This is a genomic window from Mycobacterium sp. 1245852.3, assembly GCF_001669335.1.
Lineage (GTDB): Bacteria > Actinomycetota > Actinomycetes > Mycobacteriales > Mycobacteriaceae > Mycobacterium > Mycobacterium europaeum_A.
The window spans coordinates 1-14,699 of sequence record NZ_LZLL01000067.1; the positions used below are offsets into that span (position 1 = coordinate 1).

The following is a 14,699-nucleotide window of genomic DNA, read 5'->3' on the forward strand; positions in this document are numbered from 1 at the left end:
TGCCCACGGGTATCCGCAGCAACAGCCACTCCGGGTATGCCGCCGGCGGCTCGCGGCCGGCCATCGATCGGCGCACCGGCGCCAGCTGAGTCGTCGCGGCCACGGTGGCCGCCGCCGAGCAGGCGACCAGGGAGCCCAAGCGCAGGCCGGCCCACAGCCGGGGCGGCCGCAGGCCCAGCGGAGCGCGCGTGACCAACACGAGCAGCCCACCCACCGCGGCCTGCAGCGCTGTCCGCCAGTTGGCCGGCAGCCTAGGGCTGACGAAACTCCAGCCGACCAGGGCGGCGGCCAGCGACACGGCGCGGATCCGACGAAAGGCCATGTCGGACATCAAGATTCGCCGCGAGCACTCATCCGAAGAGCCGCGGCAACACCGCCTCGGAGGTCTCGCGCAATTCGGCCAGGGTGATCGTGAACAGGCCCTGCACCTCCACCGCGTCGGAGGCCTGGTCGACGACGCCGATGCGCACCGCCGGCAGCCCCCGCGCCTCGCACATCGACCGGAACCGGCTCTCCTCGGTGCGCGGCACCGCCACCAGCACGCGGCCGGCCGACTCGGAGAACAACGTCACGAACGGATCGGCGCCCTCGGGAAGCACGATGCGGCAACCGGTTTCACCGGCCAGGGCCGCTTCGACGACGGCCTGCGCGAGTCCGCCTTCGGACAGGTCGTGCGCCGCGGACACCAGGCCGTCACGCGATGCCGAGCGCAGCACCTCACCCAGCAGCTTCTCGCGGGCCAGGTCCACCTGGGGCGGCAGACCGCCCAGGTGGTCGGCGGTCACCTGGGCCCAGATCGAGCCGTCGAACTCGTCGCGGGTCTCGCCGAGCAGCATGAGGGTTTCCCCGGGCTCGGTGCCCAGGCCGGTGGGGATACGCCGGGCGACGTCGTCGATGACGCCGAGCACCCCGACCACCGGGGTGGGCAGGATCGCCGCCGAGCCCGTCTGGTTGTAGAAGCTGACGTTGCCGCCGGTGACCGGAATCCCCAGTGCCACACAGCCATCGGCGAGTCCCTTGACGGCCTGCGAGAACTGCCACATCACACCGGGGTCCTCGGGTGAACCGAAGTTCAGGCAGTTGGTCACCGCGACGGGGGCCGCTCCGGTGACCGCGACGTTGCGGTAGGCCTCGGCCAGCGCGAGCTGGGCTCCGGCGTAGGGATCCAGCTTCGTGTAGCGGCCGGAGGCGTCGGTCGACAAGGCGATGCCGCGGCCGGTGGACTCGTCGACGCGCAGCACGCCGCCGTCGGCGTGCTCGGCCAGCACCGTGTTGCCCCGCACGTATCGGTCGTACTGCTCGGTGATGAAGGCGCGGCTGCACAGGTGCGGGCTGCCCAGCAGCGCAAGCAAAGTGGCGCGCAGTTCGTCACCGCTGGACGGTCGTGGCAGCCGGGTCGACCTGTCCGCGTTCAGGGCGTCCTGCGTGTCGGGGCGGGCGACCGGTCGCTGGTAGACCGGGCCTTCGTGGGCGACGGTGCGCGGCGGGACGTCGACGACGGTCTGGCCGTGCCAGGTGATCCGCAACCGGTCGCCGTCGGTGACCTCGCCGATCACGGTGGCCAGCACGTCCCACTTGCGGCACACCGCCAAGAAGGCGTCGACGTTGTCCGGGGTGACCACCGCGCACATCCGCTCCTGGGACTCGCTGCACAGGATCTCCGCGGGCGTCATACCGGTGGTGCGCAGCGGCACAGTCTCCAGCTGGATCGCCATGCCACCGTCGCCGGCAGAGGCCAATTCCGAAGTGGCGCATGATAATCCAGCGCCACCCAGGTCCTGGATGCCGACCACCAGATGACCGGCGTACAGCTCGAGGCAGCACTCGATGAGCACCTTCTCCATGAAGGGGTCGCCCACCTGAACCGAGGGCAGCTTCTTGCGCGAGTTCTCCGCGTCGAAGGTGTCCGACGCCAGCACCGACACCCCGCCGATGCCGTCCAGCCCGGTGCGGGCCCCGAACAGGATGATCTTGTTCCCGGCGCCCGAGGCGAAGGCCAGATGCAGGTCCTCTTGGCGCAAGACGCCGACGCACATGGCGTTCACCAAGGGGTTGCCGGCATAGCACGCGTCGAAGACGGTTTCGCCGCCGATGTTGGGCAGGCCCAACGAGTTGCCGTAGCCGCCGATGCCGCGCACCACGCCGTCGAGCACGCGGCGGGTGTCCGGCGCGTCGGCCGCGCCGAACCGAAGCTGGTCCATCACCGCGACCGGTCGCGCGCCCATCGCCATGATGTCGCGGACGATGCCGCCGACGCCGGTGGCCGCACCCTGGTAGGGCTCGACGTAGGACGGGTGGTTGTGCGATTCGACCTTGAAGGTGACGGCCCAGCCGTCGCCGATGTCGACGACGCCGGCGTTCTCGCCGATCCCGGCCAGCATGCCGGTGCGCATCTCGTCGGTGGTGGTCTCGCCGAAGTAGCGCAGGTGCACCTTGGATGACTTGTAGGAGCAGTGCTCGCTCCACATCACCGAGTACATCGCCAGCTCGGTGTCGGTGGGGCGACGGCCCAGGATCTCGCGGATGCGCTGGTACTCGTCGTCTTTGAGGCCCAGCTCGGCGAACGGTTGCGGCTCGTCGGGAGTGGTGGCGGCGTGCTCGACGGTGTCGATGGCCTGGGTGGGCGCGCTGGTCCCGGGGACAGTCACGCCAGACAGTCTAGGGCTGGGCGGCGTGCAGGCGCTCTCGCCGCCCCAGCAGGCATAGCGGGACCTAGACGCCGCGGAGCAGGTCTGCGGTTTCGGTGTCCGCGGGGTAGAACAATTCGACGGCCAGTTCGGCGAGGGTGACCTCCAGCGGCGTCCCGAACGTCGTCAGCGTGGTGAACATGGACAACCGTCGGCCCCCGCCGACGTCGAGGATGAACGGAATGAGCAGCGACGCGCTCTCCGGCGTGCGCCGCGCTTCGGCCGCGGCAGCGACACCCGGGTAGTCGCGCACCTCCTTGTCGAGCGCCGCCAATCCCGGGTCGCCGGTGAGCGCGACGGTGCGCCGCAGTTGGTTCAGCAGGTAGCCGGCCCAGTCCGGGAAATTCAGGGTGCGTCCGGCCAGGCCGTCGGGGTGCAAGCACAACCGGTAGACGTTGGCCGGCGGCCCCAGCAGCTCCTCGGGTAGGCCGGCGGTCAGCGCGGAGGCTGCGGCGTTGGTCCCCACGATGTTCCAGCAGCGGTCGATGAGGATGCCCGGGTAGGGGTCGTGCGCATCGAGCAGGCGTTGCACCGCTTCGCGAGCCGGGGAAAGGGCGGGGTCCTCGAGCGGGCGCGATTGGTAACGCGGCGCGAAACCTGCGGCGAGCAGCAGCGTGTTGCGTTCCCGCAGTGGTATATCGAGTCCGTCGGCGAGGGTGAGCACCATTTCCGGACTGGGGCGCGAGCGTCCCGTCTCGATGAAACTCAGGTGCCGCGCCGAGACGCCGACGCTCAGCGAAAGATCGAGCTGACTCACGCGCCGTCGCGTCCGCCATTCGCGCAACAGGGCACCGACCGCCGCTTGACTCACCAGGCCACGGTAACCACGTCTGCGCGCCCACGGCGATGACCTCTCAGGTAATTGCGATGCCGCACTGCGCGGCGACACGCTTGCTGCACGCGCTCGATCGGAGCGCCCGATCCAAGGAGGAACCATGACGGACGTCCAATCCGCGCCGAAGTTCAGCGCCGAGGTCTTCGCGGCATACTGGGCCGCACCCACCATGTCGCGCGGCTTCGACATCCTCGCCGAGGACATCGTCGGCTACTGGCCCGGCGATGCGGAGCCGGTCCGGGGAATCGAGGCGTATACGGCGAAAATCGCCGAATTGCTGGAGGCTGCACCCGATTTGCGACTCGAGGTGATCGACAGCGCTACCGTCCCTGCTGCCGCCGAAGGTGAGGAACTCGTGTTCTTGCACTACGTCGGTCATGGCACCGGCCCGGACGGACCGTTTCAGATCCGGGGCATCGACCGGGTCCGCACCCGCGACGGGATCGTGGTGGAGAACGTGATCCGCTACGAGCCGGCTTTCCTGGGTCAGCGCTGAGCGAGCGCTACTGACGCACGACGCAGAACACGTTGCCCTCGGGGTCGGCCAGCACCACCCACCGGAAGGTGTCGCCGAATTGGTGCCGGCCGACCTCGGTCGCTCCGGCCGCCGTCAGTCGGGACACCTCGGCGTCGACGTCGGCCGCGCTCAAATCGAGGTGCACGCGGTTCTTTCCGGGCGTCGGGTCGGGCACCTTCTGGAATCCGAGCCGGAGTCCTTCCGGAAAGGTCACCGCGGTGAACTCGCCGGCGAGCACATCGTGCGTCGAGCCGCCGAACTGGGCGGCCCACCAGGCGGCCAGCTTCGCCGGGTTGTCACAGTCAAAGGTCAGCATCTCCACGTTGAGCGCCATAACGCCAGACCCTAGGCGTGATGGGGCCCGGGCGGAAGGAACGCGCGGCTAATCCACCGTCACGAAGTCGGCCATCATGGCCATGTCTTCGTGCTCGAGATTGTGGCAATGCAGCAGGTAGGAACCGGTGTAGTCGGTGAATCGGATGAGGACTTCGACCGCCTCGGCCGGCCGGACGTCGACGGTGTCCTTCCAGCCCATGTCGAACCGTCCCGGTGCGCGATTGTTGCGTGAGATCACTTGGAACGGGTTGAGGTGCACGTGGACGGGATGGTGGAATTCGGTGATGAACCGCCAGATCTCTGCGGTACCGAGCTTGGGACGCGCCAGCGCCCGGCCCGGTTGATACGACAGGTCGTTGATCGTCCACGCGCCCCCTCTTCCGAGGCGGAAGAGGAACGTGCGGGTGGCCACGGCATCGTGTCGGTTAAGACCCGCTGCGCTACTGCTGAGCAGTTCGGGGGTGGCCGACTCATCGGAGCGGTCGGCGCCGACGATGTCGAATCGCATGACCTCACCGGCGTTTTCGGTACCCAGCAGGTTGACCAGGCGCACGCTTGTGCCGCGCCGGTACCGGCTGAAATCGACCACAACATCAAAGCGTTCGGCCGGAGCGATGTCGATGAAATCGTGGCCGACCGGTCGCGCGAGCAATCCGCCGTCACTGCCGATCTGCACCAGCGCCGACCCGCCGGGCGGCTGTGGGTCTAACTGGAGTCGGTAGCGACGGGCGTTGGATGCGTTCAGTAGCCGCAAGCGATAGCGGGCGGGGTCGGTCTCCAACACCGGCCACGGCGCGCCGTTGACGAGGATGACGTCACCGAGGACGCCATTCATGTAGTCGCCGGTTACGCCGCCGCCGTCCGCGGCGGGGTACCGAAAGGAGCCATCGGCGGCGAAGGCACGATCGGTGATCATCAACGGAATGTCGCGCCCGGCGCGAGGCAGCGGCAATGCGTCTTCCTCATCGTCATGGATCACGTGAAAACCGGCCAGGCCGTGCCACACAGCGGCGCCCGTATACCCCATGCGGTGATCGTGGTACCACAAGGTAGCGGCCCGCTGGTTCATCGGATAAACGTATTCACGCTGTCCGACAACGCTATTGCGCGTCATGCCATACGCACTGGATTGATCGCCTTGGGGCAGGATGAAGTCGATGGGGTATCCATCGTGGTCTTGCGGGGTGTGCCCGCCATGCAGATGCACCACGACCGGCACCGGCAGAGCGTTGCGATGCCGCACCACGGCTCGGCGGCCGGACCGGGAAACGATGGTGGGGCCGGGAAAAGTCGTGTTGTACGTCCATGCCGCAGTGGTCAACTCGGGCAGTATGCGCAAGTGCGAGATCTGCTGGGTGATCTCGTAGTAGTCGGTGCCGGCATCGCTGCTGACCGGTGCCAATTGCTCCGGGATCGGCAACGGGACTTGATAGCGGTCGGGCAGTTTGGTCTGACTGCGCACGAGCCGTCCCGATTCTGCCGATCCCAGCAGTGCGCCCGCCATTGGCCAGCCGGCACCGACCAAGCCGATTCCAGCCGCGGCAGCGCCCACCCGCAGCGCGCTACGCCGGTTCACCGAATCACATCCTGGTGTGCTGGACGAGAGGGTGCGGCCAGCGGCCACCGCCACACCGATGCGGTCAGCTGAATGATCCCCACGATCAACAGCACCCCGAGTGGAACGTGTAACGCTGTCAGCCGCAATTCCCCCGAGGCGAACTCGGCGATGAGGAGGATGGTCACCAGCGTCGCGACCGCTATCGGCCAGCGCGGCCCGCCCGTCCTGCTCACGATCACCAGCACCACCACCTGAACGACGGAAAGCACCGTGGTCACTTTCGCGCCCGCGGAGTGCAGCCCCAGTGCGTCGTACTGCCCACCCAGGAAACTGCCGGCGAATGCGGCTTGAGCCACCGCCAGGATTGCCAACGTTGCACTGGTGGCACGGGCGGTCACCCGCGGCCAGCGCGGGCCGTACCAGCTCTCCGCTGTCATCGATCCTCCTCGTCGTGGCGTCAGGATTGCCGCCTCACGAAGTGACGACGAGGCGCGGCGGCGAAAAGTTACGCGCGCGTGTAACTTTGCGCCCCGCCGATCCGTCCTTGGATACGAGTTGCTGGTAGCGGCCGGCTACTCCACCCGGACTGGATCAGCCGATTGCGGGCCACCGCAACGGAATACGCAATAGGAGAAGCGATGGACCCCCTAATGCGGCGATACCCGATCGAAGAGCCGGTCGGGGTCGCTTTCCGAAGCGCTCTGGCCTGGTGCGTCAGGGCTGCCCGGACGGGCTGACACAGACGACTCTGCTCTCATTCGACCAACCACGGAAGACCCCAACATGCGCACCGCATACCTCATCGTGACGGCAATTGCCATAGCCTTCGACGGCTTCTCGGGCGTGAGCGCACTGCTCCACTTCGCGCCCATCATGGGGCCCATGCGCCGGGCCGGGGTGCCGCTGTCCTGGCTGCGGTTCCCCATCGGCACCCTGAAAACCTTAGGCGCCCTTGGGCTTATCGTCGGCCTGTGGATTCCGGCAATCGGCGTCGCCGCGGCAGCCGGGCTGACCATCTTCTTCATTTGCGCGATGTACACCCACGTACTCGCCAACGATATTTCCGGTCAGTTCGCGTTCGCCGGGTTCCTGCTCGCCCTCAACGCCGCAACCTTCGCGCTCACTCTGGCTTTCGTGTAGCCCTGTCGAACCTCAGAACGACTCGGGCGAAAAGAAGGCCTGCATCGCGGCCGAGTACGAGGCCACGTCGTGCGCGCCCATCAACTCGCGCGCCGAGTGCATCGCCAGCTGCGCGGCGCCGACGTCGACGGTCGGGATGCCGGTCCGGGCGGCAGCGAGCGGCCCTATCGTCGACCCGCAGGGCAGGTCGGCGCGGTGCTCGTAGCGCTGCAGGTTGACCCCGGCCTGCCGGCAGGCCAGCGCGAAGGCCGCGGCCGTGCGTCCCTCGGTGGCATAACGCAGGTTGGGGTGCACCTTCAGTACTGGCCCGGCGTTGACCTCTATCAGGTGGCCGGGCTCGTGCCGATCCGGATAGTTCGGATGGGTGGCGTGCGCCATGTCCGCCGAGGCCAGCAGTGAGTCGGGCAGACGGCGCAGGAAGTCCTCTCGGGTACCGCCGGCCGTGAGCACGATGCGCTCCAGGATGGTGCCCAACAGGTCGGACTGGGCACCGTGGTCGGAGGACGAACCGACCTCCTCGTGGTCGAAGAGCACCAGCACGGGTACGAACACCCGGGGCGTGGCGGCCAACATAGCCTCCATGCCCGCATAGCAACTGGCCTGGTTGTCCAGCCGGGGAGCGCTCAGCAGGTCGGCGTTGGCGCCGATCACCGTTGAGGGGGTCAGGTCGTGGGTCATCAGGTCGGCGGCCAGCACGTCGGTCGCCGCGACCCCGGCGCGTTCCGCGACGAAGTCGAGGAAGGACGTCGCTGCTGCGCCGACACCCCAGACGGCGTTGACGTGGCGCTGCGGGTCCAGTGTCAGCGATTTGCGGTCCTCGGCCAGGTGAATGGCCAGCTGCGGCACCCGCAGGATCGGGTCGTCGATTCGGACCAGCCGGTGCTCGATCCCGCTGCCGTCATGAACTGACAACCGCCCGCTGATGCCCAGGTCGCGGTCCAGCCAGGAGTTGAGCCACGCGCCGCCGTAGGGCTCCAAGGCGAGCACCCGCCAACCGGCGACCATCCGGTCGGGATGCTGTTTGACCCGCAGGTTCGGGCTGTCGGTGTGTGCGCCGACGATCCGGAAGGGGCCGTCGGCGCCGTCGGAATTCCACGCGACCAGCGAGCCGGCCCGGACCACGAAGTAGCGGCCCGGTTCTTCCGGCCACCGTTGAGTCTCGTTCAGTTCGGTGAACCCGGCGGCGGTCAGCCGCGCGCCGACCGTGGCGCAGGCATGAAATGGCGAGGGGGAAGCGTCGATGAAATCGCAGAGGCCTGCGGCGCTGGCCGACATGTTGATCATCATGGCTGTCCGCGGTCACGGACTTCACGCTAGGTCCGATTGCGCGCTCCTTGCTCGCGCCGCTTTCGGCGCTCACCGTCGCCACGCTAGGTCCGATTGCGCGCTCCTTGCTCGCTCCGCTTTCGGCGCTCACCGTCGCCACGCTAGGGTCCTCAGAGTGCCCCCCGTCCAGCCGCAACCGATCCTCGCGCCGTTGACGCCCGCGGCGATCTTCCTGGTGGTCACCATCGACGACGGCGGAGAGGCGACGGTGCACGACGCGCTGCCCGAGATTCCGGGACTGGTGCGCGCGATCGGCTTCCGCGAACCGCAGAAGCGGTTGTCGGCGATCGCCTCGATCGGCTCCGACGCGTGGGACCGCCTGTTCTCCGGACCGCGGCCCGCCGAACTGCACCGGTTCACCGAGCTGAATGGACCGCGGCACACCGCCCCCGCCACCCCCGGGGACCTGTTGTTCCATATCAGGGCCGAGAGCTTGGACGTCTGCTTCGAGCTGGCCGACCGGATCCTCAAATCGATGGCCGGCGCGGTCACCGTGGTCGACGAGGTGCATGGCTTCCGCTACTTCGACAACCGCGACTTGCTCGGATTCGTTGACGGCACCGAGAACCCGGACGGCGCGCTGGCCGAAAGTGCCACCGCGATCGGCGACGAGGACCCCGACTTCGCCGGCTCTTGCTATGTGCACGTGCAGAAGTACGTGCACGACATGTCGTCGTGGCATTCGATCTCGGTCACCGAGCAGGAGCGGGTGATCGGCCGGACCAAGCTGGACGACATCGAACTCGACGACGATGTGAAGCCGGCCAACTCCCACATCGCGCTCAACGTGATCACCGACGACGACGGCACGGAACTGAAAATCGTGCGGCACAACATGCCGTTCGGCGAACTCGGCAAGAGCGAATACGGCACCTACTTCATCGGCTATTCGCGGACACCCCAAGTCACCGAACGAATGTTGCGCAACATGTTCCTCGGCGATCCCCCGGGCAACACCGACCGCATCCTCGACTTCTCCACCGCCGTAACCGGCGGAATGTTCTTCTCCCCCACCCTGGACTTTCTCGATGATCCACCGCCGCTGCCCGCAGCGCCGGTGGCGGAAACGCCTGTTGCACAGAACGGCTCACTTTCGATCGGCAGCCTGAAAGGAACCTCCTTATGAACAACCTCTACCGCGACCTGGCACCGGTCACCGACGCCGCCTGGCACGAGATCGAAACGGAGGCGACCCGCACCTTCAAGCGACACATCGCCGGGCGCCGGGTCGTCGACGTCAGCGAGCCGGGCGGACCGGTCGCCGCCGCCGTCAGCACCGGTCGGCTCGCCAACGTGGCGTCGCCCACCGAGGGTGTGGAGGCTCATCTGCGGGAGAGCAAACCCCTTGTCCGCCTGCGGGTTCCGTTCACCCTGTCTCGTTACGAGATCGACAACGTCGAGCGCGGCGCCAACGACTCCGACTGGGATCCGGTCAAGGAGGCCGCCAAGAAGCTGGCGTTCGTGGAAGACCGGGCCATCTTCGAGGGCTACGCCGCGGCGTCGATCGAGGGCATCCGCTCGGCCAGCTCGAACAAATCGCTGACCCTGCCGGCCGATCCGCGCGAGATCCCCGACGTCATCACCCAGGCGATCTCCGAACTCCGGCTGGCCGGTGTGGACGGCCCGTACTCGGTGCTGCTGTCCGCCGACGTCTACACCCGGGTCAGCGAGACCACCGAACACGGATATCCGATCCTCGAACACATCGACCGACTGGTTCCCGGAGACATCATCTGGGCACCGGCCATCGACGGCGCGTTCGTGCTGACCACCCGCGGCGGCGACTTCGACCTGCAGCTCGGCACCGACGTGTCGATCGGATACACCAGCCACGACGCGGACACCGTGCAGCTGTACCTGCAGGAGACGCTGACCTTCCTGTGCTACACCGCCGAGGCGTCCGTCCCGCTGAACCCCTAGGAATAAACGCCGACCAACCGCTGCTTACCGGGAGAGCAATTGAACTTCTCTCCTGGAGGCAGGATTTCGATGGCAACATCATTGGCCGGATCGACCGCGTTGGTGACCGGTGCTACATCGGGTATCGGCCGGGAAATCGCACTGCAGCTTGCACGTCGCGGCGCCGAGGTCGTGGTGCAGGGCCGCAACGCCGAACGCGGCGCAAAAACCGTCCGCGACATCGAAAATGCCGGTGGTATAGCTCGTTTCGTCGCGGCGGATCTCAACGTCGCCGACGAGGTGCGGCGATTGGCCACCGAGGCCGGGCCGGTGGACATCCTGGTCAACAACGCCGGTATCTATGAATTCGGGCCGACCGCCGACACCGACGACGCGACCTTCGACGAACACGTGAACGTCAACCTGCACGCCCCCTACATCCTGGTGCAGAAGTTGGTGCCGGCCATGGCCGCCCGGGGCCACGGTGCGGTGGTGAACGTGAGCACCCTCGCAGCGTCGTTCGCAACGCGCGGGGCGGGGATCTACGGAGCCACCAAAGCCGGCTTGGAGCAGCTGACCCGCGTATGGGCCGATGAATTCGGCGAGTCGGGCGTGCGGGTGAACGCGGTGGCCGCGGGGCCGACGGAAACGCCTGGGGCCGCGGCGCTTCCGGGCGCCCTCGAGACCATCGCGGCCATCACGGCGCTGAAGCGGGTGGCCGACGCGAGCGAAATCGCCAGTGCCGTAGTCTTTCTCGCCTCGCCGGAGGCCAGCTACGTCAACGGCGCAGTCTTGCATGCGACCGGAGGGCAGCAAGCAATCGTCGCCTGAGCACTACAGATCGAGCACCACGTCGGTTTCCGGCGCCGCCGAGCAGATCAGTACCGACCCGTAACCCGGCGGATCCAGCGGCCGCTGAACGTAAGTGGTTGCGCCGGAGACGATTCCGGTGACGCACACGTGACACACGCCGCTGCGGCAGGAGAAGCGGGTTGGCACGTCGCATGCTTCGGCGAGATCGAGGATGCTGCGGTACGCGGGTGACCAGTTGACCGTTAATCCGCTGCGTGTGAAGGTGATCGCCGGTCCGACACCCAGTGGGCCGGCGGGCAGGTGGGGCGGCTTGCGCTCGCCCGCATCGACCACCCCGGGGTTGATCGCGGGCAGCGCGCCGAACAGCTCGGTGTGGATCCGGGACGGGTCGAATCCCATGCCGGTCAAGGCGTCGCGCATATCCGTCATGAATTGGGTTGGACCGCAAAGGTAAACGGTGGCGTCGGTCGGCAGGCCCAGTTCCGCGATCGACTCCCGGCGCAGCCGGCCCTGCGTTTCGGTAAGGAAGACCCGCTGCCGGGCGTGCGGTAACGATCCGATCAGCGTCTCGACTTCGGCTGCGAACACCTGCGTTTCCCGGTTGCGGGTGGTGTGCAACCACCAGATGTCGCGCCGGCTTCCGGCCGCGGACAGGGCGTGCAGCATCGCCAGCACCGGCGTCGCGCCTATTCCGGCGGAGAACAGGACGACCGGGCCCTCGTCCTCGGTCAGGCAGAAGTCGCCACGCGGAGCGGCCGCCGCGATTACCGACCCCGGCTTGATGTGGGTGTGCAACCACCGGCTCACCACGCCGTGGTCCTCGCGCTTGACGCTGATGCGGTAATAGCCGGCGGAGGCATCGTCCGACAGGGAATAGCTGCGCAGCGGCGCGGGCTCGCCGGCGCCGGCGATCTTGATCGTCAAGTACTGCCCGGGCAGCGCCGGTGGCAGCGGAGCCTGGTCGTCGGCCTTGAGCCGGATCGAGAGCACTTCTGGACTCTCCCAGCATGTTTCGGTGACCCGCAAGCTACGAAAGCCCTGCCACCCCGGTTCGACTCCGATGGGCGGCGCCACCGCGGAAGTGGCACCATCGTGAGCGGCCAACAGCTCGTGAAACGACTGCTGCCAACCCGGGCTCAGCGCCGGAATGTCGACGGCCTTGCGCAGCGTCTCGACGTTGCGGTCGGGTAGATAAAGCAGCGCGTCCACAGCGGCGACGCTGAGTTCGTGGCGGCCGCGGCGCGTCCGCACGATGTCGTCACCGGCTCGCACGTGGCCCTCGGCGATCACGCGGAAGTAAAAGCCCGGGCGATGCTGGGCCACCAGCAGATTGGGCATGTCGGGCTCGTCGAGGCGAAGGCCGACCCGAAAGCAGGTGACGCGCGGCTGGGTCACCTCGAACTCGGCGTCACCGATGCGATAGCGGTCGCCGATGCAGACGTCGTCGTCGGCGAGCCCGGTGACGGTGAAGTTTTCCCCGAAGTGCCCGGCTCGCAAGTCGTCGCGCTTCAGGTAGCTCTTCCAGAAGTCGTAGGACTCGCTCTGATACACCATCACCGCGCGTTGTTCACCACCGTGACCGGCGAGGTCGCCCTGACCGTCACCGTCGACGTTGCGGCGGCGCACCATGACCGGTCCCTCGACCGGGGCCTTCCATATCCCCGTGTAGACGGTTTTGTCGCGCCATTCGACGTTCTTGGGCATGCCCACGTTCACCGAAACAAGCCTGTCGACCATGTCACCTCGAACCAGCTCGTATCCGTAGCGAGCCCAACTGGGATGATTGGCCCAGAATATGGCAGGCCAGTCCGCACGGCAATACATCGGCTTCGCGGGGCTGTCGCTCACCTCGGCGGCGGTGCATAATGGGTCGGATAGCCCAGAAACTTGAGATGGGTTCGCGGATTTTCCGTCGGACGCCGCCGCGGCGTACCACGGTGAAATGCGCTGAGTCAGGAGGAACGTCATGCCTGCTGTTCACCATCGCTACGCCACGGTCGACGGCCATCGACTCTTCTACCGCGAGGCAGGAGACCCGGCCGGTCCCACGGTGCTCCTCCTGCACGGCTTTCCCACCAGCTCGTACATGTTCCGTCACCTGATCCCGGCCCTGGCCGACGCTTACCATGTCATCGCGCCGGATCACTTGGGCTTCGGGCTGTCCGACGCGCCACCGGTCGACGACTTCGACTACACCTTCGACGCGCTGACCGGTCTGACCGCAAACCTGCTGCGGACCCTGGGCGTCGACCGGTACGCCATGTACGTCCAGGACTACGGCGCGCCGATCGGCTGGCGACTCGCGTTGCGCGACCCGGCCGCGATCACCGCGATCATCAGCCAGAACGGCAATGGGTATGACGCGGGATTCGTCGAGAGCTTCTGGAAGGTCGTGCAGGCATACCAACAGGAGCAGACGGCGGGTACCGAGGCGGCCGTGCGCCAGTTCCTCACCCTGGAGGCCACCCGTTGGCAGTACGTGACCGGTGTGGCCGACGAGACGCTGATCGATCCCGAATCCTGGCAACACGACTACGCCCTGATCTCCCGTCCGGGCAATGACCTGGTGCAGCTCAAGCTGTTTCGCGACTACGCCACCAATGCGCCCCTTTATCCGCGCCTGCACGACTACTTCCGGGCCACCCGGGTGCCGCTGCTGGCCGTCTGGGGCCGCGGCGACGAGATCTTCGGCCCGGCCGGCGCCGAGGCGTTCGCCGACGACCTGCCCGACGCCGAGATCCATCTGCTCGACGGCGGACACTTTCTGCTGGAGTCGGCGTGCGACGACGTCGCGCACCTGATCTGGAACTTCCTCGCCAGGCAAGGCCGCGCCTGAGCCGATGTATGGGCTGGAGATCCCATAAATGGGGGCGCTACCAGGTTAGCCTGACGCGATGGCCCATCCCGATGTTCATGGTGAACAACGGTTGACCGCCAAGGGGCGTGCCACCCGCGACCGGATCGTGCAGGCCGCCGCCGAGCTGATCGTCACAAAGGGCCTGTCCGCGTTCAACATGGACGGCGTTCGCCGGGCGGCTTCCGTCAGCGGCTCACAGCTCGCCCACTATTTCGCCGATAAGGCGACGCTCATCCGCGCGGTGATCAGGCGCCAGATCGGCGTCGTCTTGGACTTTCACCGCCAGCCCACACTTCGCGGCCTGGGTTCGTTTGACGACTTCGAGCGGTGGATCGACCTGAACATGCGCTACCTGCGGCGCATCGGCTATTTCGGCACCCCCACCTATCACGCGCTCACCGCCCAGTTGGCGAAGTCAGACGACGCCACGCGCGAGGCGTTGGCGGCCGGGTACCGGCAGTGGATTGACTTGCTGGAACAGGCGATTGCGCGGATGAAAGACGACGGATTGCTGGTTCGCGATGCCGATCCACACCAGCTGGCGTTGGTGATCGTCGCCGCGCACCAGGGCGGTGGCGAACAGACGCAAATAGTTGATCGCGAAGCGAATGGCGTCGGCGTGGGGCCACTCCTCTCGGTAAGTGAAGGTCAGCACGCCACCGCCCTGGTGCGCGGCGACGATCACCAACGCCAGCTGGTGTGGATCGGCATCGCGAACCAGCAATGCGATG

At 67.2% G+C, this 14,699-nt stretch carries 14 protein-coding genes and 1 pseudogene; 7 read left to right on the forward strand and 8 right to left on the reverse strand.

Annotated features, from left to right (window positions below; genetic code table 11):
• From A9W96_RS03005 to A9W96_RS03015, 3 genes and pseudogenes are all read right to left on the reverse strand, one after another.
• Window positions 1-331 (reverse strand): annotated as a pseudogene (locus A9W96_RS03005) (CPBP family intramembrane glutamate endopeptidase); the annotation flags it as partial.
• Window positions 332-350: 19 nt separating this feature from the next.
• Window positions 351-2,648: a phosphoribosylformylglycinamidine synthase subunit PurL gene (gene purL, locus A9W96_RS03010; RefSeq protein WP_067137863.1), complete on the reverse strand. Its 2,298-nt coding sequence runs from the start codon at window positions 2,646-2,648 to the stop codon at window positions 351-353.
• Window positions 2,649-2,712: 64 nt separating this feature from the next.
• A complete protein-coding gene (locus A9W96_RS03015) occupies window positions 2,713-3,498 on the reverse strand; it encodes a helix-turn-helix domain-containing protein (RefSeq protein WP_067021928.1) in 786 nt (261 codons plus the stop codon).
• Window positions 3,499-3,622: 124 nt separating this feature from the next.
• Here A9W96_RS03015 and A9W96_RS03020 point away from each other — a divergent pair, with 124 nt between their 5' ends.
• Complete coding sequence (locus A9W96_RS03020; RefSeq protein WP_066865480.1) at window positions 3,623-4,018, forward strand: nuclear transport factor 2 family protein; 396 nt, start codon at window positions 3,623-3,625, stop codon at window positions 4,016-4,018.
• Window positions 4,019-4,025: 7 nt separating this feature from the next.
• On the opposite strand, the gene A9W96_RS03025 is transcribed toward A9W96_RS03020, so the two are convergent.
• The 3 genes from A9W96_RS03025 to A9W96_RS03035 are packed head-to-tail and all read right to left on the reverse strand — an operon-like array spanning window position 4,026 to window position 6,370.
• Window positions 4,026-4,373, reverse strand: a complete 348-nt coding sequence (locus A9W96_RS03025) for a VOC family protein (protein ID WP_067021926.1) — start codon at window positions 4,371-4,373, stop codon at window positions 4,026-4,028.
• 48 nt (window positions 4,374-4,421) lie between these two features.
• Window positions 4,422-5,927, reverse strand: a complete 1,506-nt coding sequence (locus A9W96_RS03030; protein WP_231999572.1) for a multicopper oxidase family protein — start codon at window positions 5,925-5,927, stop codon at window positions 4,422-4,424.
• Between the two features lie 20 nt (window positions 5,928-5,947).
• A complete protein-coding gene (locus A9W96_RS03035; RefSeq protein ID WP_067137867.1) occupies window positions 5,948-6,370 on the reverse strand; it encodes a hypothetical protein in 423 nt (140 codons plus the stop codon).
• A gap of 346 nt (window positions 6,371-6,716) precedes the next feature.
• Here A9W96_RS03035 and A9W96_RS03040 point away from each other — a divergent pair, with 346 nt between their 5' ends.
• Window positions 6,717-7,073, forward strand: coding sequence for a DoxX family protein (locus A9W96_RS03040; RefSeq protein ID WP_066865468.1), 357 nt, complete (start codon window positions 6,717-6,719; stop codon window positions 7,071-7,073).
• A 12-nt stretch (window positions 7,074-7,085) separates the two neighbouring features.
• On the opposite strand, the gene A9W96_RS03045 is transcribed toward A9W96_RS03040, so the two are convergent.
• Window positions 7,086-8,348, reverse strand: coding sequence for a M18 family aminopeptidase (locus tag A9W96_RS03045; RefSeq protein WP_067137888.1), 1,263 nt, complete (start codon window positions 8,346-8,348; stop codon window positions 7,086-7,088).
• Between the two features lie 166 nt (window positions 8,349-8,514).
• On the opposite strand from A9W96_RS03045, the gene A9W96_RS03050 reads away from it, so the two are divergent.
• The 3 genes from A9W96_RS03050 to A9W96_RS03060 all read left to right on the forward strand — a co-directional run bounded on the left by A9W96_RS03050 (window position 8,515) and on the right by A9W96_RS03060 (window position 11,129).
• A complete protein-coding gene (locus tag A9W96_RS03050) occupies window positions 8,515-9,525 on the forward strand; it encodes a Dyp-type peroxidase (RefSeq protein WP_066865464.1) in 1,011 nt (336 codons plus the stop codon).
• Entirely contained in the window at window positions 9,522-10,319 is a 798-nt protein-coding gene (locus A9W96_RS03055; protein ID WP_066865461.1) for a family 1 encapsulin nanocompartment shell protein, read from the forward strand. The genes A9W96_RS03050 and A9W96_RS03055 overlap by 4 nt, the downstream gene beginning before the upstream one ends.
• Before the next feature lie 69 nt (window positions 10,320-10,388).
• Window positions 10,389-11,129 (forward strand): SDR family NAD(P)-dependent oxidoreductase, encoded by a 741-nt coding sequence (locus A9W96_RS03060; protein WP_067137869.1) that lies wholly within the window; start codon window positions 10,389-10,391, stop codon window positions 11,127-11,129.
• Window positions 11,130-11,132: 3 nt separating this feature from the next.
• Here the strand turns inward: A9W96_RS03060 and A9W96_RS03065 are convergent, their stop codons facing one another.
• A complete protein-coding gene (locus A9W96_RS03065; RefSeq protein ID WP_067137875.1) occupies window positions 11,133-12,848 on the reverse strand; it encodes an MOSC and FAD-binding oxidoreductase domain-containing protein in 1,716 nt (571 codons plus the stop codon).
• A 229-nt stretch (window positions 12,849-13,077) separates the two neighbouring features.
• On the opposite strand from A9W96_RS03065, the gene A9W96_RS03070 reads away from it, so the two are divergent.
• A complete protein-coding gene (locus A9W96_RS03070; protein WP_067137881.1) occupies window positions 13,078-13,947 on the forward strand; it encodes an alpha/beta fold hydrolase in 870 nt (289 codons plus the stop codon).
• A 58-nt stretch (window positions 13,948-14,005) separates the two neighbouring features.
• The coding region (locus tag A9W96_RS03075) for a TetR/AcrR family transcriptional regulator (RefSeq protein WP_156765093.1) at window positions 14,006-14,699 on the forward strand (694 nt) is incomplete at its 3' end.